A 22,479-nucleotide genomic window follows, 5' to 3' on the forward strand; every position below is an offset into this window, starting at 1 on the left:
GAGGGGGAAGCCCCCGCAGAGGTAGCCGCCCGATGTACAAGGACCTCCAGTTCCCCATCCTCATCGTCCACCGGGCGATCAAGGCCGACAGTGTCGCCGGCGAGCGGGTGCGCGGCATCGCCGATGAACTGGCCAGGGACGGCTTCGCCATCCTCGCCGCCGCCGACCAGGCCGAGGCGCGCCTGGTGGCCGCCACCCACCACGGCCTGGCCTGCATGCTGATCGCCGCCGAGGGCGTTGGCGACAACAGCCGGCTTCTGCAGAACATGGCCGAGCTGATCCGCCTGGCTCGGCTGCGCGCACCCAACCTGCCGATCTTCGCCCTGGGCGAGCAGGTCACCCTGGAAAACGCTCCGGCCGAGGCCATGGGTGAGCTCAACCAGCTGCGCGGCATCCTCTACCTGTTCGAAGACACCGTGCCCTTTCTCGCCCGCCAGGTGGCACGGGCCGCGCACAGCTACCTAGACGGCCTGCTGCCACCATTCTTCAAGGCCCTTGTGCAACACACCGCGCAGTCGAACTATTCGTGGCACACGCCGGGTCACGGCGGCGGCGTGGCCTATCACAAGAGCCCGGTGGGGCAGGCCTTCCACCAATTCTTCGGCGAAAACACCCTGCGCTCGGACCTGTCCGTGTCGGTGCCGGAGCTGGGCTCGCTCCTCGATCACACTGGCCCTCTGGCCGCCGCCGAGGCGCGGGCGGCGCGCAACTTCGGCGCCGACCACACCTTCTTCGTCATCAACGGCACCTCCACCGCCAACAAGATCGTCTGGCATGCGATGGTCGGGCGCGGTGATCTGGTGCTGGTGGACCGCAACTGCCACAAGTCGGTGGTGCACGCGATCATCATGACCGGCGCCATCCCCCTCTACCTGAGCCCGGAGCGCAACGAGCTGGGCATCATCGGGCCGATTCCGCTCAGCGAGTTCACCCCGGCGTCGATCCAGGCGAAGATCCAGGCCCATCCGCTGGCCCAGGGGCGGCCGGCGAAGATCAAGCTGGCGGTGGTCACCAACTCCACCTACGACGGCCTGTGCTACCACGCCGGGCTGATCAAGCAGACCCTCGGCGCCAGTGTCGAGGTGCTGCACTTCGACGAGGCCTGGTTCGCCTACGCCGCCTTCCATGAATTCTTCGCTGGCCGCTATGCCATGGGCACGCCACGCGGCGATGAAGGGCCGCTGCTGTTCAGCACCCATTCGACCCACAAGCTGCTGGCCGCCTTCAGCCAGGCGTCGATGATCCATGTGCAGGATGGCGCCTCCCGCCAGCTGGACCGCGACCGTTTCAACGAAGCGTTCATGATGCATATCTCCACTTCGCCGCAGTACAGCATCCTCGCCTCGCTGGACGTGGCCTCGGCGATGATGGAAGGCCCAGCCGGGCGTTCGCTGCTGCAGGAGATGTTCGACGAGGCCCTGAGCTTTCGCCGGGCGCTGGCCAACCTGCGCGAGCACATCGCTGCCGACGACTGGTGGTTCAGCATCTGGCAGCCGCCGCAGGCCCAGGGTGGCGAGCGGCTGGAGGCGTCGGACTGGCTGTTGCAGCCTGGTGCCGAGTGGCATGGCTTTGCCGAGCTGAGCGACGAGTATGTGCTGCTTGACCCACTCAAAGTCACCCTGGTGATGCCCGGGGCCGGTGGCGGCGCGGGCGAGCAGGGCATTCCGGCTGCGGTGGTCAGCAAGTTTTTGTGGGAGCGGGGGCTGGTGGTGGAGAAGACTGGCCTGTACAGCTTCCTGGTGCTGTTCTCGATGGGCATCACCAAGGGCAAGTGGAGCACGCTGCTCACCGAGCTGCTGGAGTTCAAGCGCCATTACGATGCCAATACCGCGCTGGCCGACTGCCTGCCCAGCGTGGTGACGCCGCAGCCGTCACGCTACCAGGGGCTGGGGCTGCGCGACCTGTGCCAGCAACTGCATGCCTTCTACCGCGCCAATGCCACGTCCAGGCAGCTCAAGCTGCTGTTCACCCGTTTGCCCGAAGTGGCGATGACCCCGGCCGAGGCCTATGACCGGATGGTGCGCGGGGAGGTGGAGGCGGTGCCGATCGAGCAGCTGTTGGGTCGGGTCGCGGCGGTGATGCTGGTGCCGTATCCGCCGGGAATTCCCTTGATCATGCCGGGCGAGCGCTTCACCGAGGCGACCCGCTCGATCCTGGTCTACCTGGACTGTGCCCGGGCCTTCGACCAGGGCTTCCCGGGCTTTGTCGCCGACGTGCATGGCCTGCAGCGCGAGGGGACGCTGTACACCGTCGATTGCGTCAAGGAATGCGGATGATCTCGACGCCGGTCTGGGCCAGTTCGAAGCGGTCGTCGCCCAGGTGGTTGACGCGGTCGCCGATGGCCAGCCGATAGCTGGTGACCGGCGCGCCGAGGGTGCTGCCGTCGGCCTGGAGGGTGGACTCCTGGAACTCGTGGACCGGGTAGATACGGCCTTCGGCGTCGCGGGCGTGGAACTGGCCGACCATTACTGCTGCCATTTAGGTGGAAACCTCTGAATCGTGTAGGAAATGTCTGTAGGCATAGACCAGTGAAACGCCCGGGAAGTTTTCAGCCGAATGGAAAAAAACCGCGAAGCCGAGGAACGGTCATCTATAACTAACAGGTCCCATTCCCAGAGCAGAGGTTGCAAAACGCCATGAGCCAGGTCTATTCGGTTGCGGTTGTCGTCGGCAGCTTGCGCAAGGAGTCCTACAACCGCAAGGTGGCCCGCGCGCTGTCTGAGCTGGCGCCGTCCAGCCTTGCCCTGCGGATCGTCGAGATTGGCGAGCTGCCGTTGTACAACGAGGATGTCGAGGCCGAGGGCGCGCCCGAGGCATGGAAGCATTTTCGCGACGAGATCCGCCGCAGCGATGCGGTGCTGTTCGTCACCCCGGAGTACAACCGTTCGGTGCCGGGCGGGTTGAAGAACGCCATCGATGTGGGGTCGCGGCCCTATGGGCAGAGCGTGTGGGGCGGCAAGCCGGCAGCGGTGGCCAGCGTGTCGCCGGGGGCAATCGGCGGGTTCGGTGCCAATCATGCGGTGCGCCAGTCGCTGGTGTTCCTTGACATGCCGTGCATGCAGATGCCCGAGGCGTATATCGGCGGGGCGGCGACGTTGTTCGATGACAGCGGTAAGCTCAATGACAAGACCCGGCCGTTCCTGCAGGGCTTTATCGACCGTTTTGCGTCGTGGGTGAAGCTGAACCGGGCGGTCTGATCCCCAAAAGGCATCGCGGGGCAAGCCCGCTCCCACGCCAGGCTATACCAACCTGCGTGGGAGCGGGCTTGCCCCGCGATGTTTTTCGACATCACGCGCTCTGCGGCATCTCCCCCTTGGCCAATCGCCGGTTGATATCGGCAATCACCTCGGGCAACTCGTTGATGGTATCGATCAAGTAGTGCGGCCGCGATGCGGCGAACATCCCATGAATCCGCTTGCGTTCGCTCTCCAGCTTCTCCGCGCTCAACGCCCGGTAGCCTTCCCAGGTCAGCCCCAGGGCATTGCCCGAGCACACCAGCGCCACGGTCCACATCCCGGCGCGGCGGCCTTCGAGAATCCCCGGCACGGTGTCGTCGACCTTCACGCAGGCAGCCACGTCATCGATGCCCAAGGCAATCACGTTGGCCAGCGCCTGGGCCGGCCACGGGCGGCCGTTCGGTGTCTCGTCGGTGGCCACCACATGGTCGGCCACGTAGCCGTTCTGCGCGGCCAGTTCGACCACCTTGTCCATCACCACCTTCGGGTAGCCCGAGCAGGAGCCGATCTTCAAGCCGTCCTTGCGCAACCCGGTCAGGGTCTCCAGGGCGCCGGGGATCAGCGCCGAGTGCACGGCGATCTTCTCGATCTGCAGCGGCATGAAGCGCTCGTAGATGGCGGTGACGTCGTCGTCGGTGGGTGCGCGGCCGAACACCTTGCGGTAGCGCTCGGCGATCTCCGGCACGTCGCACAGGGTGCGGATATGGTCCCACTTGCCCATGCCCATCGGGCCACGGGCCTCTTCGATGGACACCTGCACGTCGAACTCGGCGAAGGCTTCGACGAAGATCTGGGTCGGGGCGAACGAGCCGAAGTCGACCACGGTGCCGGCCCAGTCGAGGATGGCGGCTTGCAGCTGGGTGGGGTTGCTGTAGTTCATGTGCGCATTTTCCTTGAATTGGGTGGGCAAAGGGTCAGATGTCCAGCACTTCCATTTCCCGCAGCACCTCGGCCACGGCATTGACGGCGGCCTGCATGCCGTCGGCACCGACCACGCCGATGCAGCCGACGCGGAAGGTCTCGACCTGGGTCAGCTTGCCCGGGTAAAGGATGAAGCCCTTGGCCTTGACCCGCTCGTAGAAGTCCTTGAACTGGTAGCGCGGATCCTTCGGCGCGTGGAAGGTGACGATGATCGGTGCCTGGATGTCGGCGGGCAAAAAGCTCTGCAGGCCGATCTTCGCCATGCCGTCGAGCAGCGTCTTGCAGTTGTCGGCGTAGCGCTGGTGGCGGGCGGGCAGTCCCCCCTCTTCGTTGTATTGCTGCAGTGCTTCGTGCAGGGCGGCGACCACGTGGGTCGGCGGGGTGAAGCGCCACTGGCCGGTCTTGGCCATGTAGGCGTGCTGGTCGTGCAGGTCCATGGCCAGGGAGTGGGCGTTGCCTTCCGCGGCGGCCAGGGCGGTTTTCTCGGCGAAGACGAAGCCCATGCCCGGCACGCCCTCCAGGCACTTACCGGAGGCGGCGATCAGCGCTTCGAAGGGGATCTGGCGGGCATCGATCGGCAGCGCGCCGAAGGAGCTCATTGCGTCGATGATCAGGCGCTTGCCGTGGCGCTGGATCACCTGGGCGATCTCGGGCAGTGGGTTGAGGATGCCGGTGCTGGTCTCGCAGTGGATCAGCGCCACGTGGGTCACGGCGGGGTCGGCGGCCAGCAGGCGGTCGACATCGGCAGCGGTGGTCGGCTGGTCCTCGGCGGTCTCGAAGGTGCTGTAGGCGCGGCCCAGCACCTTGCAGATCTTCGCCAGGCGCTGGCCGTAGGCGCCGTTGATCAGCACCAGGACCTTGCCGTCACGGGGTACCAGGGTGCCGATGGCGGCCTCGACGGCGAAGGTGCCGCTGCCTTGCAGGGGCACGCAGTGGTGGCTGGCGCTGCCGTCGAGGATGGCCAGCAGTTGCTCGCAAACGCTGGCGGTCAGCTGGTTGAAGTCGCGGTCCCACGAGCCCCAGTCCACGAGCATGGCCTGGCGGGTGCGGATCGAGGTGGTCAGTGGACCGGGGGTCAGCAGGATCGGGGCGTTGCTCATTCCGTGGTTCCTCACTTGCGGTGGGCTGGAAACTAGTGGGGCTAGGTTGCAATTCGCTGTGTCATCAATCAAATTGTTTGTAGATATGCCAGCCATAAGTCAGGCCGATAGATATGAACCTGTTCCAGCTCCGCGCCTTCGACGCCGTCGCTCGCGAGGGCAGCTTCACCCGCGCCGCCGAGCGGCTGTTCATCAGCCAGCCGGCGGTGACCGGGCATGTGAAGGCGTTGGAGGAGCACTACCAGATCACCCTGCTGCGCCGTACCGCCCGGCGGGTCGAGCTGACCGAGGAGGGCACGCGGCTGGCGGCCATTACCCGGGCCATGTTCGGCCTGGCCGAGGAGGCCCAGGCCATGCTCGAGGCCAACCGGCAGTTACTGACCGGGCGCCTGGAGGTGGCGGCGGACGGCCCGCACCGGGTGATGCCGATGCTGGCGCAGTTGCGCGAACGCTATCCCGGCATCACCGTCAACCTGCGCCTGGGCAATGCCCAGGAAACCCTGGCCGCGTTGCTGTCGGAGCATGCCGATGTGGCTGTGCTGACCGAGATCGAGCCGCGCAAGGGCCTGCACCTGCAGGCGTTATGCGAATCGCGGTTGTGTGCGCTGCTGCCCGTGGGGCATGCGTGGGCGGGTGCCGGGGGAGACTTGCCGCTGGCCGAGCTGGACAGGCAGATCATGGTGCTGCGCGAGCCCAACTCGACCACCCGGCGCACCTTCGATAAGGCCTGCGCCGATGCCGGCGTGCAACCTCGGGTGCTGCTGGAGCTGGACAGCCGCGAAGCAGTTACCGAGGCGGTGGCGGCGGAACTGGGCATTGGCGTGGTGTCCTCCACCGAGGTGGCCCATGACCCGCGGGTGGTGGCCCGCCCCCTGGCCGGTCTGGGCCTGGTCAACCAGCACATGGTCGGTTGCCTGGAGCGCCGCCGCGAGCTGCGCCTGATCCAGGCGTTCCTGGGCCTGGCCGCCGGCCAGTGATTGGCGGCTGACGTTTTCCCCGTGGCGGCCTAAGATGGCCGCCACAGCGCAGACTGGATTGTCGATGAGCGAGAAGGACACCATTTCCATGCAACTGGTGCGCGAAGCCCTGTTGCAGACCTGCCCGGCCGGCGAACCCGATGCTGGGCTGCTGGCGCGTGCCGGGATCGCGGCCGAGCAGTTGGACCGGCCCGAGGCACGGGTGACGGCCGAGTCCTACGCCCGGCTCTGGCGCCTGCTGGCGCGGCGCTGCAACGACGAGTTCTTCGCCATGGACCGGCGCGGCCTGCGCAGTGGCAGCCTGGCCTTCATGGCCCGCAGCGCCATGGCCCAGCCGACCCTGGGCGCGGCCCTGGACAACCTGCTGGCGTTCCTGTCGCTGATGCTCGAAGACCTGCAACCGGGCCTGGTGCGCCAGCAGAGCCTGGCCGAGATCGTCATCAACGAGCCCGGCGACACGCCGCGCCGGGCGTTCACCTACTTCACCTTCTGGATGATCGTGCACGGCCTGGCCTGCTGGCTGGCCGGGCGGCGCATTCCGATCCTGGCCATCGACCTGCGTTGCGCCGAGCCGCCATTCTGCGATGACTACCGGGTGATGTTTTCCGAAAACCTGCAGTTCGAGCGTCCGCGTACGCGGATGATCATCGCCGCCGAATGCCTGGAACTGCCGGTCAGGCGCAGTGACGAGGAGTTGCAGCGTTTTCTGGCCGAGGCTCCAGGCAATATTCTGGTCAAGTTCCGCGACCCGGCCAGCCTGGCCCGGCAGATCCGCCACCGCTTGCTGGAGATGCCGCCGGGCGCCTGGCCGGACGCCGAGCAGGTGGCCGCCACCCTGCACATGTCGGTGTCGACGTTGCGCCGGCGTCTGTCGGAAGAGGGCCAGAGCTATCAGGGCATCAAGGATGGCGTGCGTCGGGAGTTGGCCATTGCCTGGCTGGCCGAGGCGCAGCTGGGGTTGAGCGATATCGCCGAGCGCCTGGGCTTTGCCGACAGCAGCTCGTTCTACAAGGCGTTTCGCAAGTGGTTCGGTTGCAATCCGGGGCATTACCGTTCGCTGGTCATGCATGAAGGTGGCGCAACGGGTGGGTGAGCCTTCCCGCTGAAGCGGCGCTGGCGGCTTGTGCACTGTGAGGCACCTTCAAGTACAAGGTCCTTACAGCATGACTTCCAATACCCTCTTGCCAACCGAAGCAGGCAGGAATGCGCAACTTCGCGTACTTCTGGACAAATTCATTGGTGCAAGACTGCCGGACTGGTTCACACAGGCTTCCGTGGAGCGCCTGAGGGCACTGCACAAGGCGTTCCAGGTCCATGAAAAGAGTCGTCAGCAACTGGCGCGGGCGACAACTGCTTTGGTATCGGCGCAACAGTTCGCCGAGCAGCATTTCCAACCGATGCTCAAGACCCTGTTGCCTGACGGGCCCGCGCTGGATGCGCTGGAGTGGGTCGACGCCTGGTACGGGGTGACGCCGATCCTGTCCACACCTAGTGTCGAGCCACATGAGTTGCGTTCGCCGGCACGGCTGCGGCTGATGCAGAACTTTCCCACATCTGCCTCGTTTTTCGTTGCCACAGGATTGGTGAACAGCGGCGCTTCGGCTGTCCTGTCCAACCCAGAGGGTGTTGCCGGTGCCTGCCGCAAGCTGGATCTGGGCAAGCAGTACCAGGCATTGATCGCTCAGGTGCTCAGCCCGGCCAATCGAACTTTGCTTGCTGAACATAAACGAGCCGCGTTTGTCCTGATGTGCGAGCTTGCCTTGTGTCGTGCGCAGATCAGCGTCGAGGAGTACATGGCCCTTGACCAGCTTTCGAGCGGCAAGGCAGATCAGCCAGGCCAACAGTGCTTCGCCGGCGCCGGTGAACTGCGCATGCTGGGGTTCACCGTCGAGAACGCTTTGAAAATCCAGTTGCGTGACGCGCAGGGTACGGACAAGGGCGTCATCCTATACGTGCCCGATGATGGGCAGAACTCATTGCGCCGTTTCGATTCGGCCCGGCGAATGGAGCAGGCGCTGGCCAGTGAGCTGGAAAACGCGGATATCCGTCGGGACTTTCGCGAACGGATTCGCCTGCGTGACCGCGCTGCTTTCAGTCGGTTGCTGGAGGTGCGCCTGAGTGATGATGTGCCAGACCTGCAAATGGAAGGTGCCGCTTCCGGGCAAGATATCTTCAGCACTCTGGCCACTACCCAAGTAGAGCGGTTCAAGGATGACGGCAAGCTGCTGCTGGTCTCTAACGCGGACGCCGATCAACGAGCCGCCAATGAGCGTCTGGCCACTTGGTCAGGGATCGGTTTCACCGTGCTCGGATTGGCGGGGCTGGGTATTCCTATCGTTGGTGTGGCGCTCTTCGCGACCTTGGTGGTGGACACCCTCGCGCATGTGTATGAAGGCGCTGTCGATTGGAGCGAGGGGCACCAGCATGAAGCGCTGGAGCACCTGTTCAGCGTCGCCGAGACCGTGGCGATCACCGCCGCCACCGCCGCAGGTGCCATGGCGGTTGCAAGCGTGCTGAAGCGCAGTTCGTTCGTCGACCTACTGGATCCGGTCAAGACAAATCTGGGAGCGCGCCTTTGGCAGTCGGACCTGCAGGTGTACGAATCTGACCCGGGGGCGGCGCGGCTGTTGGACAACGGCTTGTACGGCGAAGGCTCCCGGCGCTGGTTACGTGTCGACGACAAGTACTACGAATTGCAACGAGAGGCGCCAGGCAAGCCCTGGAGTTTGCGTCATGCCGAGCGCGCCGATGCTTACGGGCCGCCGGTCGACTTCAATGGCGAGCGTTGCTGGCGCATACGCCTGGAGCGACCTTTGGAGTGGGACGACAGCACACGGATGCTCAACCGCCTTTGGCCGCTGGACCCCCCGCTGTCTGCCGAAACGGCCGGGCGGATACTGCAGGTGGCCGGCGTCGACAAGGAGGCATTGCGTGGGGTGCTGGTGGAGAACCGCCAGGCGCCGATCACCCTACGGGATACCTTGAGGCGCTACATGGCGGCGAGTCGGGTTTCGGCGCTGTTCAGTGCATTGGAGAAACCCGGTGCGCTCCTCGAGGACACCCAGGTACTGGCATGGTGCAGAGCCTGTGCGGACATGCACACACTGGAAGACCCGGCCATCGGCAGGCAGTTGCTGACGCGACGGTATGAGCTGCGAGAGGCCTTGCAGAATCACCTGGCGGAGGACCTGCTGCTCGCCGAGGATCCTCTGGAGGCCTTGCCCGACGATGAACCTCCTGCTGACGCGCTGTTAAAGCAGTTGCAAAGCGAGTTTCCCGGCTTGCCCCTGGCTTATGCCACCGAGGCGGTGCAAGGCGCCGATTCGATGTTGCGTCGGGTGGCCATCAGCGAGTCTCGGCTGCCGATGACGATACTAAAGCAGGTTCGCTCGCTGCTTGGGCAAGCGCGACTGACACGGGCACTGGAAGGTCTTTTGCTGGATACCAGCTACACCGATGGGACTGGCGAGCTGGTGCTGGCCTTGCTGCCCAGACTCGCCAACTGGCCTGCGTCGCTGAACCTGGAGCTGCGCGAAGGTTCGGCGTTTGGTCGACTGATCAGTGTGTTGGACCCTCAAGGTCTGCGCGAGAAACGCACTGTGCTGGTCTGGCGGTCGGGCCAGTTCCACCTTTATGACCACCAGGGGCTGGCGCTGGAGCAGGACATCGACGCGCCGGGCGGGTTGTTCCAGGCTCTGGTGGGCGTGCTCGGGCAGGAGGGGAGGCAGGCCCTCAAGCTCACTGGCCAGTCACCCGCCGAGCAACTGCGCCAAGCGATCATCGGCGAACTGCCAATATCACGAGACGCCATCATCAACCGCTTAGGCTGGCGGGCAGTGGCCCCCAGGTTCAACCCTGGCAAGCGCTTGCCTGATGGACGAGTCGGCTACACCCTTGGCGGCTCTCTTTCCAGGCGCTCTGGGACCATGGATACCCTGAGGCTACGTGTCAGGGCGCTTTACCCCTCGCTCAGCATTGTCGAGGTGGACAGGATGATCCAGGAGTGGCAGTTGCGCACCGGGGATGCCATCGAGGAGCTATTGTCCCAGGAAACCAATTTCACTTACCTGGAAGATACGCTAAGCGCCTGGGAACGTGAGCCGCGCAGCCGTGCACTGCGCAATCGGCGCCGGCAGTTCTCCAATCGCCTGCGCAGCGCCTGGCGCCATGAGGGTGAAACCATTCGCAGCCACAGCCAGGACCGTGTCGGGCGTATCCTGAGCATCGGGGGCTGGCGCATCGGCTCATTGCCCGACCTGCCGGCGGAAATCGACATGGGGCACATCTACGAGTTGCGCATGTCCGGCATGGACCTGATGAGCATGTCGCCGATGTTCCTGGGCTGCTTCGATTCCCTGGAAACCTTGAGCTTGAACAATAACCTGCTGACTACGGTGCCTGAGCAGATTGCCCAGCTGCCCAGGCTCAGGCGGCTGGAGATGAGGTCGAACCGCATCCAGATGAATGCCTCGGGCGTCGCCACCTTGTCCAGCCTTGAAGGCCTGGAGACCCTGGTGCTCGACTTCAATCCGCTGCGTTCGCTCGAACTGGACTTCTCCCGTCTTACCGAACTGCAATTCCTCAGGGCGGATCGATGCTCCCTGAGAAGCGTGCCGACAGGTATCGAGCGATGCACGCAACTGATCCTGGCCGATCTGCGTTTCAACCTGATTTCGACGATTCCCAATGGCCTGATGGCGACCTCGCGGACCTTCAGGCGTCGCGTGAACCTGGACGGCAACCCGGTGCCACTGCCAACGTTGACCGCATTCATGGCCGGGGACGCTGACGAACCGGTCGACGCGCAGCTACCGGAGGTTATCGACCCCTTGCAACGCTGGCTCGAGACGGGTGAGCCGCAGGGGCGTGCTGAACGACGTGCCATGTGGCAGCGCGTGCAACAACTCGAAGGCAGCGCACAATGGTTCCAGTTGTTGGCGACTCTCACCAGGACCCAGGACTTCCTCCAGGCCCCCGAATACCTGGGTGAGCAGGTCTGGCAGTTGATCGAGGATATAGACACCGACAGCGTGTTGCGCGATGACCTCTTCACCCATGCCGGTATCCAGCTCACCTGCCATGATAGTGTCGCGGAACGCTTCAGCAGGTTGTGGATGCGGGCGCTGGTTCACCATGCCGAACTACAGGGCAAGGTAGGCAGCAATGGTGACGAACTGCTGAAGTTGGGACGGGCCCTGTTTCGCCTGGACCGTCTCGACGAGTTCGCCAGGCAGGAAGTGATGGTGCGGGAGGCTGCGAGGCAGGAGGTCGACGAGCTGGAGGTCGTGCTCGGCCTGCGGGTCGAGCTGGCCGACACGCTGGGTCTGATCGGGCAACCCAGGTCGATGCTGTATGGCGCGGTGGCGAACATCACGCCTTCGCTGAAGGAGCGGGCGGTCGATGCGGTGCTGGCGGACGAGACGGATGGGCACCTGGTGCAGAGCCTGGCCAATCGTGAATTTTGGCGTGATTACCTGAAAGTGCGGCATGGCGAACTCTTTGCCCAGCATGACGAAGAGTTCGCTGAAAAGCTTGCCGCGCTGGATGAGCAGGCCTTGAGCAGCGATGCGTACCTGAAGGCCTGCAATGCCGTGGCGGCGGAGCGCGAGGCCAGTGAGCGCGCGATGACGGTCACGCTGACCCAGGAAGTGCTGGACCTTGAGGCCGTGGGCGTCAAGCTCGATCCGGAGGATGGCGAATCCGCTCAGCCGGATTGACAGCTTTGGCCATTGCCGGCTGCGCCTCTCGGCGCGAACATCGTCAGACCGATGGTGCACTCCAACAATAAGAAACCAGGAGTCTGACGATGCGCGATTACGCCGAGGCCGCCCGTTCGTTCGACCATGCCCGGGCCGCCACTGCGGCGCTGCATGGCAACCTCGAGGCCCTCAATGCCTGTGTCGAGTGCTGCGACCGCCACACCGGCAGCAACAAACCCGCCTTGGTCTGGGAGGACCGGGATGGCAACAGCGGGCGTTACACCTTCGATCAACTGCAGGCCCTGGCCGCACGCTTTGCCAACGTGCTCAAGGCCCAGGGTGTCGAGGACGGTGACCGGGTCGCCGGGCTTATGCCGCGTACCTCTGAATTGCTGGTGACCATCCTCGCTACCTGGCGCCTGGGTGCGGTCTATCAACCGCTGTTTACCGCTTTCGGCCCCAAGGCCATCGAGCACCGTCTCGAGCAGTCCCACGCCAAGGTGGTGGTCACCGACCGCCACAATCGGCCCAAGCTCGATGGGGTGGCGGGCTGCCCGACCATCGTCACGGTCGCCGCCGCCGAGGGCGAGCTGGACTTTCACCGCAGCCTCGAAGCCGCTGCCAGCGAATGCGCGCCGGTCATGCGTAGCGGCAACGATCCTTTCCTGCTGATGTTCACCTCGGGCACCACCGGCCCGGCCAAGCCGCTGGAAGTGCCGCTGCGCGCCATCGTCGCGTTCCAGGGCTACATGCGCGATGCCATCGGCCTGCGCCCGGACGACAACTTCTGGAACCTGGCCGACCCCGGCTGGGCCTACGGTCTTTACTACGCGGTCACCGGCCCGTTGTCGCTGGGCCACGCCACCACCTTCTACGACGGTCCGTTCAGCGTCGAAAGTTGCGCGCGGGTCATCGACAAGCTGGGCATTACCAACCTGGCGGGTTCGCCTACCGCCTACAGGTTGCTGATCGCGGCGGGCAGCGCATTCTCGGTGCCGATCAAGGGGCGCTTGCGGGTGGTCAGCAGTGCTGGCGAACCGCTCAATCCTGAGGTGATCCGCTGGTTCGCCGACGAGCTCGGGGTGACCATTCATGACCACTACGGCCAGACCGAGCTGGGCATGGTGCTGTGCAACCACCACGCGTTGGCGCACCCGGTGCACCTGGGCTCGGCCGGCTTCGCCATTCCCGGCCACCGCATCGTCGTGGTGGACGAGCAGGGCAACGAACTGCCTGTCGGCCAGCCCGGCATCCTCGCGGTGGACCGCGAGCAATCGCCGCTGTGCTGGTTCGCCGGTTACCACGGGCTGCCGACCAAGGCCTTCGTCGGCAAGTACTACCTGTCCGGCGACACGGTCGAGCTCAATCAGGACGGCAGCATCAGCTTCGTCGGTCGCAGCGACGATGTGATCACCACCTCGGGCTACCGGGTCGGCCCGTTCGACGTGGAAAGCGCGCTGATCGAGCACCCGGCGGTGGTCGAGGCGGCGGTGATCGGCAAACCCGACCCGGAGCGCACCGAATTGATCAAGGCCTTCGTGGTGTTGGCCCAGGGTTACCAGGGCAGCGCCGAACTTGAGGAAATCCTGCGCCAACACGTACGCCAGCGTCTCTACGCCCACGCCTACCCGCGTGAAATCGAATTCGTCGGCGAGCTGCCCAAGACCCCGAGCGGCAAGCTGCAACGCTTCATCCTGCGCAACCAGGAAATCGCCCGACAACAAGCCGCGCAGCCGATCGCTGCGGGCGCCTGAAGGAAGACCGACATGCACATCACTCAAAAGAATTTCATTGTCAGCGGCGCGGCCTCGGGCCTGGGCGCCGCCACCGCGCAGATGCTCATCGAGGCCGGCGCCAAGGTCATGCTGGTCGACCTGAACGCTGCGGCCGTCGAGGCCAAGGCCGCCGAACTAGGCACAAATGCCTGCTTCGCGGTGGCCGACATCAGCGACGAGCAGGCCGCCAAGGCGGCGGTCGATGCCGCCGTCAACGCCTTTGGCAGCCTGCATGGCCTAGTCAACTGCGCTGGCATCGTCGGCGCCGAGAAGGTCCTGGGCAAGAATGGCCCGCACGCCCTGGGCAGCTTCGCCAAGGTTATCAACGTCAACCTGATCGGCAGTTTCAACCTGTTGCGCCTGGCTGCAGCGGCCATGGCCGAAGGACCTGCGGATGAGGGCGGCGAGCGGGGCGTGATCATCAATACCGCCTCCATCGCCGCTTATGACGGCCAGATCGGCCAGGCCGCCTATGCCGCCTCCAAGGGCGCCATCGCCAGCCTCACCCTGCCGGCGGCCCGTGAGCTGGCGCGCTTCGGCATCCGCGTGATGACCATCGCCCCCGGCATCTTCGAAACCCCGATGATGGCCGGCATGACCGACGAAGTCCGCGCTTCGCTGTCCGCCGGCGTGCCATTCCCGCCACGCCTGGGCCGCCCGCAGGAGTATGCAGCGCTCGCTCGTCATATCATCGAGAACAGCATGCTCAACGGCGAAGTGATCCGTCTCGACGGCGCGCTGCGCATGGCTGCCAAGTAAGGAGAACCGAACATGAGCCTGAACCACGATCCGATTGTCATCGTCAGCGCCGTGCGCACCCCCATGGGCGGCCTGCAGGGCGACCTCAAGAGCCTGACTGCGCCACAACTGGGCAGCGCAGCCATTCGTGCCGCTGTCGAGCGCGCCGGTATCGATGCCGCCAGTGTCGAGCAAGTGCTGTTCGGCTGCGTGCTGCCGGCCGGCCAGGGCCAGGCACCGGCACGCCAGGCGGCGCTGGGTGCCGGCCTGGACAAGCACACCACCTGCACCACCCTGAACAAGATGTGCGGCTCGGGCATGCAGGCGGCGATCATGGCCCATGACCAACTGCTGGCCGGCAGCGCCGACGTGATCGTCGCCGGTGGCATGGAAAGCATGACCAACGCCCCGTACCTGCTGGACAAGGCCCGAGGCGGCTACCGCATGGGCCACGGCAAGATCATCGACCACATGTTCATGGACGGCCTGGAAGATGCCTACGACAAGGGCCGCCTGATGGGCACCTTCGCCGAGGACTGCGCGCAGAAGGGCGACTTCAGCCGCGAGGCCCAGGACGCCTTCGCCATCGCTTCGCTGACCCGTGCCCAGGACGCGATCAAGAGTGGCCGCTTCGCCGCCGAGATCGTTCCGGTTGAAGTCACCGAGGGCAAGGAAAAACGCGTCATCAAGGACGACGAGCAGCCGCCCAAGGCGCGTCTGGACAAGATCCCGCAGCTCAAGCCGGCGTTCCGCGAAGGCGGCACCGTCACCGCGGCCAACTCAAGCTCCATCTCTGACGGTGCTGCGGCACTGGTGCTGATGCGCCGTTCCGAGGCCGAGAAACGTGGCCTCAAACCACTGGCGGTGATCCATGGCCACGCCGCCTTCGCCGACACCCCGGCACTGTTCCCCACCGCACCCATCGGCGCCATCGACAAGCTGCTCAAACGCACCGGTTGGAATCTGGCCGAGGTGGACCTGTTCGAGATCAACGAGGCCTTCGCCGTGGTCACCCTGGCGGCCATGAAGCACCTCGACCTGCCCCATGACAAAGTCAACATCCACGGCGGCGCCTGCGCCCTGGGTCACCCGATCGGCGCCTCGGGCGCGCGCATTCTGGTAACCCTGCTGTCGGCCCTGCGCCAGAACAACCTGCGCCGTGGCGTGGCGGCCATCTGCATCGGCGGTGGCGAAGCCACGGCCATGGCGGTCGAGTGCCTGTACTGAGGTGAATCATGCTGGTAACTGAAGAGCAACAACAGATCGCCGACGCCGTGCGCGACTTCGCCCAGGAGCGCCTGAAGCCGTTTGCCGAGCAATGGGACAAGGAACACCGCTTCCCCAAGGAGGCCATCGAAGAGATGGCCGGCCTGGGCCTGTTCGGCATGCTGGTGCCGGAACAGTACGGCGGCAGCGACACCGGCTATGTGGCCTATGCCATGGCCCTGGAAGAGATCGCTGCCGGTGACGGTGCCTGCTCGACCATCATGAGCGTGCACAATTCGGTGGGCTGCGTGCCGATCCTCAAGTTCGGCACAGAGGCACAGAAACAGCAGTTCCTGGCGCCACTGGCCAGCGGTGCGATGCTCGGCGCCTTTGCCTTGACCGAGCCCCAGGCCGGCTCCGACGCCAGCAGCCTGAAGACCCGCGCTCGTCTGGAAGGCGACCACTACGTGCTCAACGGCAGCAAGCAGTTCATCACCTCCGGGCAGAACGCCGGGGTGGTGATCGTTTTCGCCGTCACCGATCCGGACGCCGGCAAGCGCGGCATCTCGGCCTTCATCGTGCCCACCGATTCACCGGGCTACCAGGTGGCGCGGGTCGAGGACAAACTTGGCCAGCATGCCTCCGACACCTGCCAGATCGTCTTCGACAACGTGCGCGTGCCGGTGGCCAACCGCCTCGGTGAGGAAGGGCAGGGTTACAAGATCGCCCTGGCCAACCTCGAAGGTGGCCGCATCGGCATCGCCTCGCAGTCGGTGGGCATGGCCCGCGCTGCCTTCGAGGTGGCACGCGACTACGCCAATGAGCGGCAGACCTTCGGCAAGCCGCTGATCGAGCACCAGGCCGTGGCCTTCCGCCTGGCCGACATGGCAACCAAGATCGCCGTGGCCCGGCAGATGGTGCTGCACGCCGCCGCCCTGCGCGACGCCGGGCGTCCGGCACTGGTGGAAGCCTCGATGGCCAAGCTTTTTGCCTCGGAAATGGCCGAAAAGGTCTGTTCGGATGCCTTGCAGACCCTCGGCGGTTATGGCTATCTGAGCGACTTCCCGCTGGAGCGGATCTACCGCGACGTGCGGGTCTGCCAGATCTACGAAGGCACCAGCGACATTCAGCGCATGGTCATTGCGCGCAATCTTTGAAGGAGCAGACTGCATGGCATTCGAAACCATCCTGTTGGACATCCACGGCAAGGTCGGCCTGATCACCCTCAACCGCCCACAGGCGCTGAACGCGCTGAACGCGCAGATCGTCGGCGAGATCAACCAGGCCCTGGACCAGCTGGAGCGTGACCCGAACATCGGCTGCGTGGTGCTGACCGGTTCCGCCAAGGCCTTCGCCGCCGGCGCCGACATCAAGGAAATGGCCGAGCTGCAATATCCGCAGATCTACGTCGACGACCTGTTCAGCGATGCCGACCGCATTGCCAACCGGCGCAAGCCGATCATCGCCGCGGTATCGGGCTTTGCCCTGGGCGGTGGCTGCGAGCTGGCGATGATGTGCGACTTCATCCTCGCCGCCGACAACGCCAAGTTCGGCCAGCCGGAGATCAACCTCGGCGTGCTGCCGGGCATGGGCGGCACCCAGCGCCTGACCCGCGCCGTCGGCAAGGCCAAGGCGATGGAGCTGTGCCTGACCGGCCGCCTGATGGGGGCCGAGGAAGCCGAGCGTGCCGGCCTGGTGGCGCGTATCGTGCCGCAGGCGGAGCTGGTGGAAGAGGCGCTGAAGGTGGCCGCGACCATCGCCAGCAAGTCGATTCCGGTGAGCATGATGGTCAAGGAGAGCGTCAACCGCGCCTTCGAGGTCACTCTGAGCGAGGGCGTGCGCTTCGAGCGCCGGGTATTCCATGCAGCCTTCGCCACCGAAGACCAGAAGGAAGGCATGGCCGCGTTCATCGCCAAGCGCGAGGCGCAGTTCAAGGACCGTTGATGTAACAGGGGCGCCGTCCGTGCGGCGCCCCACTGGTGGTCACTCCAGACTGAAGAAGTAACGTGCGGCTGCGGCGCCGGTAATCGGTGCTCGGTAGACCTCCACGTCCTTGCCGCTGGCGTCGGTGTAACGCCCGCCGGCGGCATGGCGCTGGGCGGCGGTCTTCAGGTGGCCGGCGGTGAAGTCGACTTTGGCCGTATCCAGTGCCGGGTAGTGGAAATGCGCGTACCACAGCACCTGGCCGTCACGGCTGATGCTGTACTCATCGATGTAGTCGTCGGGCCGCCCTTTGACCTTGGCCAGGCGCGTGCGTTGGCCTACCTTGGCGATACGCGCCTCGCCCTGCTCCAGCAGGAACTGCACCTCGCCCATCTTGGGCTTGCGCGTCACTGCGGCCTCTATTCGCATCCGTGTCGCTTGGCTGGTCAACGTATCGGCAAGTTCCCGCAGGTGTTTGGCAACCGTCTCGGCGTCCTTGCCCTGGCTGGCTTCATCGGTTTCGTTGTCCTGGGTCAGGCGTGCCTCGATACCGTCGACCATGGCCAGGACGCGATCGCGCTGGTGCAACACGGACTCTTCGATCTCCACCGGCAGGTAGCTGTCCGATGCACGCAGCAGACGTGCGACCTCTTTCTGGGCTTGTGTTATCAAACCGTCGCTGTCTTTTAGCAGGCGCTTGAGACTGTGCCCCGAGGGGCGGCTTGGCGCAGAGGGCGGCGTGACTTCCACCCATTCGCCTTGCTTGAGGTGGTAGGTCTGGCCGGGTGTCTTGCTGTCCGGGCCGGGTATGTCCACGGTGTTCTCATCGTCCGCTCGGGGCTCGGCCAGCAGCAGGCCATGCTCGGTGGTCTCGATCAGGCCGGGCGCCTTGTTGCGCAACTGCTTCAGCGAGCTGACCGGAGGATAGTCCGGCAGGTTGCCAAGGTCCTGGGCAATCAGCGCTTGTATGTGTTCCAACTCGTCCTGTAGCAGACGCAAGGTCTGCTGCGCGGCCTTGCCTTGGATAAGCTCACCGAGATTGCCGAGCTGGCGGGCCGCCGCCTGAAAGTGCCCCTGGATGCTGCGCAGCAGGCGGACCGTGAGCTCTTGTGCCGGGTCTGTCAGGTTGTACAGTTCACTGCGCTGGACGATACCCAGCTGGAAGTTGCTCCAGAAACGATCCCTCCAGTAGCAGGCTTCGCTGGTCAGACCATGAACCAGGGTCAGGCGATTGAGTTGGGCCTCCAGCAGCAGGAAGCGCATGAGCAGGTCCTTTTGTGCCGTGGCCGCAGGCAGGGCCGCGAGGTCGCGCCATTCGACGATCTGCGGGTGTCGCTGGCTGGCCAGCCTGGCCAGCTCCTCCTGGCGTTGGCGCAACCGGTCGTTGTTGTCGATCATCTGCTCGAGCAGGGGGACCAGCTTGTCCAGGCGCTGGGTAGCGATCTGGACATCGGCGGGGGTGAGTTCCTCGCGGTTCTGCTCTTGTTGTCGAGCGATCACCAGCAACTGTTCGCGACTGGGCTTGTAGCGTTTGTTCAGGAGTTTGCGCAGTAAATGCTGGCAGCTGGCGTCCTGATACAACGCAAAGGCATGCACTTTCCTGAAGTCCTTCACCGGTTCCAGGGCGTTGCGTGCCCTGAGGTGTTCCCTGTGTTCGCCCCAGAACTGTGAGAGCGCCTGGAGCTTGCCTTGGCACTGTTCGAGGATGGTGTCGTCCGGGGTGGCGTGAACCAGTTTTTCAATCGTGGCCATCTGTGCAAGCTTGGTGGGGAGGCTTTGCTTGTCTGCCTTGATCGCCTCATTGGCAGCGAGCATGGCCTGTTCCTTGTTCAGGCGCAGCTTGCGGATCTGTTCGGACAATGGCATGCCGCCTTTCAGGCCCAGGCGCAGATCGAGTTGCCAGCGGCCGATCTCGTCACGGTGCAGCCATGGGCCCTGGGTGCCGTCCGGGCCGATGATGTGCAGCTTCTGTGGTTCGGCCATCTCCACTTCATAGACCTTGTCGTCAAGCACCGTGTAAAAGCGTGTGCCTTTGAGGTAAAGGCCCCGCAGCGTGCCATTTGGAATCGGTTTACCAAGCGCGGGGGCGGCAACCGTGGCCTGGAGTGTCTCAAGTGTCTTGCGCTGTGTGGCGTTAAGCGTGCGATCGGGGTGTGCCCAGCCGAACTCGAGGCGAGAAGGTGGCGATGGGGGGCCGAAGGAGAGGGGCTCGCTTTTCTCAGGTAGGGTCGGGGGGCTTTGTTCGAGCGGCGATTGCGCGGTATCGCCCTGTTCCAGTTCCAGGCGGAACAGGGCGTGGGAAAACAGCAACAAGGCGATGTTTACCAGCAGGTTGACCAGTGCCAGCTCATGACCTGTCGGGTTTTTCTCGGCATCGGATTCGATGAAGTCGGCCAGGGCGACTTCCATCTGGGCCAGCCATGCGATCTTGCCCAGGGTTTTGCCTGCCAAGGGCAGTAGCGTGTTGAACAGCAACCAGCCCAGTTCCTTCCAGCTTTCCCAGCGTGCCTGGGCGGTGGTGGCGGACTGCGCCTCGAAACGTTGGATCGATTCGGTCACGCATCCCTCATAGAGCGCCTTGCCGATGTCGCTGATCGCATCCTCTACGGACAGTGTGACCGGGGCGGGAGTCCCGAAAGGCACGGCGCTGGTATCGTCCAGGGGCACGAACAGATGGGGTTCGATGAAGCCTCCGTGGGCATAGAAGCGCCGGTCCTCGGCGGGCAAGCGTTGCAGCAGGTCGTCCTGCAGCGCACCTGCGGTGCTGATGGCGACGAACAGGGCCATGCGGTCGCCGAAGTACAGCAGCGGCGCCACGTGCAGGGGGCGATACAGCAGGCAGCCCTCGGTACCGGGTGTTTCGGGTTCGATCAGCCAGGTATTGAGCGGATGATCCGGTGATGAGCCAGGTGCCTTGATCAACCCCAATGCTCGCATGATCCAGCGCGTCGCGCCCTGGTCGGGCCCGGGGACGAATACCTGGGCGATGTGTTCTGCCAGGGTAGGGCTTGGCAGTTGGCCGCGAAGGTACAGCTCCATTGCCAGTGCCGGCAGTTGCACCCGCAACTGATCGCTTAGCTGGCGTTGACGTTGCGGGCGTCGAAGCGGATCGTTCAGCAGCTTTTCGCGCAGCATGGCGGGATAGGCGCGGCCAATGTCGAGCTCGGACACCAGGCGACGCAGGTAAGCGGCGTCCATCCAGGCAGGCAGGGTATCGTCGTCCTTTCGGCTCAGGGCTACGCGTCCTGGCCTGAGCAGCCCCAAGTTGCCGATGGCCAGTTGTGCCAGCGAGAAGTCCACCGGGGTGACTTCCCCCGATGTGATGATCACGTCCTGACCGGCGATCGCGCTGGCGGTGGTCTGGTAGTTGGTGACCACGATATCTTCGGGCTTGAGCGTGTCCTGTGGATGGTCGCGGGCCAGTCGTGCCGCCAGTTGGCGGTTGGCGAAGGCTTCGGCTTGCTCGATACCGTCAAGCCAGAATTGCCCACTGCTGTCGCGGTATTGCTGGGCGACATCGATCAGTCGTTCGCTGTACTGCATCAGTGAGCGGCTTGTGGCGTTGCGCAGCCAGTCAGGCAGTTGTTTGCTGAGGGCCTGGCGTTGCGCGGTTTCGACTTCGTCGCACAGATCGATCAATGATGTCAGGCGATCCAGATCGCGGTTCATGGCAAGCGCGTCGAGCCTGCCGCGGTATCGCCCGGCGAGGTGTTCGATGAGCCGTAGTAACTGGATCAGCAGGCCGAGGGCCTGGACTTCAAATACCGAGTCGGTCGAGGCCGCGATCTCGAGTTGGCGGGGCGTGGAACGCAACGGAGCCGGCAATGCGGTGCTGAGCGCTTGCAGCAACGCCGGGCGTGATGGATAGCGGAACAGGCGACCGGTCAGTGTGTACAGCAGCGCTACGTTGCGCGCGGGATCCTTGTCGCTGTGCTCGATCAGCACCGCGCTGGACATATCGGCATCGAGCCTGCCGCCGGCCGACAGGTCCAACCCCATGTTGAGTGCCTTGAGCCCTTGGGTGTTCGCCCAGCGGTCGCGCTGACCTTCGGCGGGATCGTCGTGCACCATCTGCAGAATGGCACGGGCAAAGCCCGGCAAGCGGGTTGCCTTACGTTGAGCCTGCTGGAATTGGTTGCGCAGGTAACCGGAGTACCAGCTCCACGGCGTTACGCCGCTGCTGTCGAAGCGGCTCCAGTAAGCGATCAGCTGCTGCAGGTAGATCTCGAGCAGAAGCGGTCCGCTTTCGTTGATCAGCAGTTCGACTTCGTGCAGGTCGATATCCACGCTCCAGGCCGGATCGGCCTCGGATCGGGTGGTGAGATAGTCTTCTTCGGCGGTGAGGTTCAAGGTGCCCGGTTGACAGTAACGCTCCACCAGGACCTGTGAAAGCGGTCGGACCCAGGCGCTCCCCGGATCGGGTTGGGGACTGGCCAGGTACAGGGTGAGAGGATCATGTGCGCTGCTGACATGGCGTTGTTGCCACTGTTCACGCAGGATGTCATCTGCGGCGTCCAGCAGGGTGGGGCGGTCGCTGAAGCGTTTGGCGACCTTGCAGTCCAGGCTGCTGAAGCTGGCCAGGCGTTGGTGCAGGTTGTCGTTCATGAAAGGGCCTCGGGGCGGTGAGAGGGCCACAATCAAGCGCGCTTGCCTGGCGATTCGTGCGCTAGCTGGCTACTACCCGAGAGAACCATTATTATTTCGGCATATTACCCAGTGGCTCCGCGCAGGTGCGCAATCCGTACTATTCCACCGCGCCAATCAGCGGATTCCTCACCTGTTTCGGCCAAATCCGCCGTCATTTCTGTTGCCCACTCGGGCGCGGCGCCTTAGACTGCCGCCCCCTGTAAAAGAGTGCCGGTTGGCGCTTGAAGAATTCCGCCGCCGACGAAGCTTCGCTGGCG

14 protein-coding genes are annotated in these 22,479 nt (G+C 64.6%); 10 read left to right on the forward strand and 4 right to left on the reverse strand.

Annotated features, from left to right (window positions below; genetic code table 11):
• Positions 1–32 precede the first annotated feature (32 nt).
• Positions 33–2,276 carry an Orn/Lys/Arg decarboxylase N-terminal domain-containing protein gene (locus K2O50_RS09120; protein ID WP_050704976.1) on the forward strand — a complete coding sequence of 748 codons (2,244 nt, stop codon included), beginning with the start codon at positions 33–35 and terminating at the stop codon, positions 2,274–2,276.
• Here the strand turns inward: K2O50_RS09120 and K2O50_RS09125 are convergent.
• Positions 2,260–2,478, reverse strand: coding sequence for a hypothetical protein (locus K2O50_RS09125; RefSeq protein WP_028690532.1), 219 nt, complete (start codon positions 2,476–2,478; stop codon positions 2,260–2,262). The genes K2O50_RS09120 and K2O50_RS09125 overlap by 17 nt on opposite strands.
• A gap of 158 nt (positions 2,479–2,636) precedes the next feature.
• Between K2O50_RS09125 and K2O50_RS09130 the strand changes: the two genes are divergently transcribed.
• Positions 2,637–3,197 carry an NADPH-dependent FMN reductase gene (locus K2O50_RS09130; RefSeq protein ID WP_050704977.1) on the forward strand — a complete coding sequence of 187 codons (561 nt, stop codon included), beginning with the start codon at positions 2,637–2,639 and terminating at the stop codon, positions 3,195–3,197.
• Between the two features lie 91 nt (positions 3,198–3,288).
• Here the strand turns inward: K2O50_RS09130 and phnX are convergent, their stop codons facing one another.
• On the reverse strand, positions 3,289–4,116 hold the full coding sequence (phnX, locus tag K2O50_RS09135; protein WP_050704978.1) for a phosphonoacetaldehyde hydrolase: 828 nt from the start codon (positions 4,114–4,116) through the stop codon (positions 3,289–3,291).
• Positions 4,117–4,150: 34 nt separating this feature from the next.
• Positions 4,151–5,257: a 2-aminoethylphosphonate--pyruvate transaminase gene (locus K2O50_RS09140; RefSeq protein WP_050704979.1), complete on the reverse strand. Its 1,107-nt coding sequence runs from the start codon at positions 5,255–5,257 to the stop codon at positions 4,151–4,153.
• 113 nt (positions 5,258–5,370) lie between these two features.
• On the opposite strand from K2O50_RS09140, the gene K2O50_RS09145 reads away from it, so the two are divergent.
• The 8 genes from K2O50_RS09145 to K2O50_RS09180 all read left to right on the forward strand — a co-directional run bounded on the left by K2O50_RS09145 (position 5,371) and on the right by K2O50_RS09180 (position 17,596).
• Positions 5,371–6,234, forward strand: coding sequence for a LysR substrate-binding domain-containing protein (locus K2O50_RS09145; protein ID WP_050704980.1), 864 nt, complete (start codon positions 5,371–5,373; stop codon positions 6,232–6,234).
• A gap of 64 nt (positions 6,235–6,298) precedes the next feature.
• Complete coding sequence (locus tag K2O50_RS09150) at positions 6,299–7,327, forward strand: AraC family transcriptional regulator (RefSeq protein ID WP_050704981.1); 1,029 nt, start codon at positions 6,299–6,301, stop codon at positions 7,325–7,327.
• 70 nt (positions 7,328–7,397) lie between these two features.
• The gene (locus K2O50_RS09155; protein WP_050704982.1) at positions 7,398–11,951 is read left to right on the forward strand and encodes an NEL-type E3 ubiquitin ligase domain-containing protein; all 4,554 of its coding nucleotides are present in this window, start codon (positions 7,398–7,400) and stop codon (positions 11,949–11,951) included.
• Between the two features lie 89 nt (positions 11,952–12,040).
• Positions 12,041–13,687, forward strand: a complete 1,647-nt coding sequence (locus tag K2O50_RS09160) for an AMP-binding protein (protein WP_050704983.1) — start codon at positions 12,041–12,043, stop codon at positions 13,685–13,687.
• Positions 13,688–13,699: 12 nt separating this feature from the next.
• The gene (locus tag K2O50_RS09165; protein WP_050704984.1) at positions 13,700–14,467 is read left to right on the forward strand and encodes an SDR family NAD(P)-dependent oxidoreductase; all 768 of its coding nucleotides are present in this window, start codon (positions 13,700–13,702) and stop codon (positions 14,465–14,467) included.
• Positions 14,468–14,479: 12 nt separating this feature from the next.
• Positions 14,480–15,673, forward strand: a complete 1,194-nt coding sequence (locus K2O50_RS09170) for an acetyl-CoA C-acyltransferase (protein ID WP_050704985.1) — start codon at positions 14,480–14,482, stop codon at positions 15,671–15,673.
• An 8-nt stretch (positions 15,674–15,681) separates the two neighbouring features.
• The gene (locus K2O50_RS09175; protein WP_050704986.1) at positions 15,682–16,809 is read left to right on the forward strand and encodes an acyl-CoA dehydrogenase; all 1,128 of its coding nucleotides are present in this window, start codon (positions 15,682–15,684) and stop codon (positions 16,807–16,809) included.
• Positions 16,810–16,822: 13 nt separating this feature from the next.
• The gene (locus tag K2O50_RS09180; RefSeq protein ID WP_050704987.1) at positions 16,823–17,596 is read left to right on the forward strand and encodes an enoyl-CoA hydratase; all 774 of its coding nucleotides are present in this window, start codon (positions 16,823–16,825) and stop codon (positions 17,594–17,596) included.
• Between the two features lie 39 nt (positions 17,597–17,635).
• Here the strand turns inward: K2O50_RS09180 and K2O50_RS09185 are convergent, their stop codons facing one another.
• Positions 17,636–22,180 (reverse strand): hypothetical protein, encoded by a 4,545-nt coding sequence (locus K2O50_RS09185; protein WP_050704988.1) that lies wholly within the window; start codon positions 22,178–22,180, stop codon positions 17,636–17,638.
• Between the last annotated feature and the right edge of the window lie 299 nt (positions 22,181–22,479).

Origin of the sequence: Pseudomonas sp. 2hn (assembly GCF_019646095.1) — a bacterium.
GTDB lineage: Bacteria > Pseudomonadota > Gammaproteobacteria > Pseudomonadales > Pseudomonadaceae > Aquipseudomonas > Aquipseudomonas peradeniyensis.

What these genes read in the sequence shown, in the direction of transcription:
- K2O50_RS09120 (WP_050704976.1), top strand. Translation starts at nt 33, where the DNA reads ATGTACAAGGACCTCCAGTTCCCCATCCTCATCGTCCACCGGGCGATC.
- K2O50_RS09125 (WP_028690532.1), bottom strand. Translation starts at nt 2,478, where the DNA reads ATGGCAGCAGTAATGGTCGGCCAGTTCCACGCCCGCGACGCCGAAGGC.
- K2O50_RS09130 (WP_050704977.1), top strand. Translation starts at nt 2,637, where the DNA reads ATGAGCCAGGTCTATTCGGTTGCGGTTGTCGTCGGCAGCTTGCGCAAG.
- phnX (WP_050704978.1), bottom strand. Translation starts at nt 4,116, where the DNA reads ATGAACTACAGCAACCCCACCCAGCTGCAAGCCGCCATCCTCGACTGG.
- K2O50_RS09140 (WP_050704979.1), bottom strand. Translation starts at nt 5,257, where the DNA reads ATGAGCAACGCCCCGATCCTGCTGACCCCCGGTCCACTGACCACCTCG.
- K2O50_RS09145 (WP_050704980.1), top strand. Translation starts at nt 5,371, where the DNA reads ATGAACCTGTTCCAGCTCCGCGCCTTCGACGCCGTCGCTCGCGAGGGC.
- K2O50_RS09150 (WP_050704981.1), top strand. Translation starts at nt 6,299, where the DNA reads ATGAGCGAGAAGGACACCATTTCCATGCAACTGGTGCGCGAAGCCCTG.
- K2O50_RS09155 (WP_050704982.1), top strand. Translation starts at nt 7,398, where the DNA reads ATGACTTCCAATACCCTCTTGCCAACCGAAGCAGGCAGGAATGCGCAA.
- K2O50_RS09160 (WP_050704983.1), top strand. Translation starts at nt 12,041, where the DNA reads ATGCGCGATTACGCCGAGGCCGCCCGTTCGTTCGACCATGCCCGGGCC.
- K2O50_RS09165 (WP_050704984.1), top strand. Translation starts at nt 13,700, where the DNA reads ATGCACATCACTCAAAAGAATTTCATTGTCAGCGGCGCGGCCTCGGGC.
- K2O50_RS09170 (WP_050704985.1), top strand. Translation starts at nt 14,480, where the DNA reads ATGAGCCTGAACCACGATCCGATTGTCATCGTCAGCGCCGTGCGCACC.
- K2O50_RS09175 (WP_050704986.1), top strand. Translation starts at nt 15,682, where the DNA reads ATGCTGGTAACTGAAGAGCAACAACAGATCGCCGACGCCGTGCGCGAC.
- K2O50_RS09180 (WP_050704987.1), top strand. Translation starts at nt 16,823, where the DNA reads ATGGCATTCGAAACCATCCTGTTGGACATCCACGGCAAGGTCGGCCTG.
- K2O50_RS09185 (WP_050704988.1), bottom strand. Translation starts at nt 22,180, where the DNA reads ATGAACGACAACCTGCACCAACGCCTGGCCAGCTTCAGCAGCCTGGAC.